The organism is Prevotella sp. HMSC073D09, from assembly GCF_001814145.1.
GTDB classification, from domain to species: Bacteria; Bacteroidota; Bacteroidia; order Bacteroidales; family Bacteroidaceae; genus Prevotella; species Prevotella conceptionensis.
Genome location: NZ_KV815145.1, coordinates 1 through 907, shown reverse-complemented (window position 1 = coordinate 907; position 907 = coordinate 1). Strand labels below are relative to the sequence as shown.

At 43.2% G+C, this 907-nt stretch carries 1 protein-coding gene; it reads left to right on the top strand.

Annotated elements, in window-relative coordinates; genetic code table 11:
• A partial coding sequence (locus tag HMPREF2955_RS14045; RefSeq protein WP_070724035.1) for a PoNe immunity protein domain-containing protein occupies nucleotides 1–786 on the top strand: 786 nt, incomplete at its 5' end.
• Nucleotides 787–907: the final 121 nt, after the last annotated feature.

The window sequence follows — 907 nt, the reverse complement described above, 5'->3', positions numbered from 1 at the left end:
ATGGGACTATTTGATGCAATATTTGGAAGTTCAAAGAAAGAACAGGAACAACCCATCAGGGATAAATTGAAGGACAGGAAACATTTTGAAAAGATGTTGGAGAAGAGGTTAACTTCAATCAACAAGTATAAAGCATATCTAACAACAGAGCAAGAAAGTGAATTGTTCTTTTGTTATATGGTAGGAGTCGACAGTATGGATATCATCCAAATAAGATATTCAATGGACGGTGGACTAAAAGAGCTACAAAAAATTTATATGGACTCTTTTGACTACTTCCTTCGTGATAATAGTTGTGATAATCCTGTATATGATGACATTCTAAACAGAATATCACTGGGCATTCTCCTAAACATTCCCGATGAAAACTTCATGCAGTTGGTAGACTACGTACAGCGCTTGGACGAAGAGGCGAAACCTGCAGACTGGACACCGGACTTGTTGCTTTGGTTCTTGCTGAACTCACGCTTGAAAGATAACGAGAAAAGGACACATGCCCAAAAACTCGGATTCCCAAGAGAATGCAAGGGGCTATACAAAGTAACGCAAGCCACAGACAGTAAGGCTGCCCTAAAAGCATTAAAAGACTATATAGGCAAATGGTACAACCTAAACAAGGATGCCTCTTGGTACGACAGTCACCTAAGAAAGAACTGCTACACTGGCTACTGGGCATGGGAAGTGGCTGCCGTGGCCAAAGTGATGCACATAGACGACACCGACCTAAAAGACAATCCTTACTATCCATACGACATGGTGCATTGGGAAGAGAACGAGGAAGAGTAGGCTGCCGCGAAAGCCAACGATGCCTTGTGGAAAACCACGCAGTACATTGAAAGTTCCCCTGTGCTTAGAACTGTGGGCAAGGTTGCGGGCAGAGCCTTAATCGTGGTGGGCATTGCTTGGG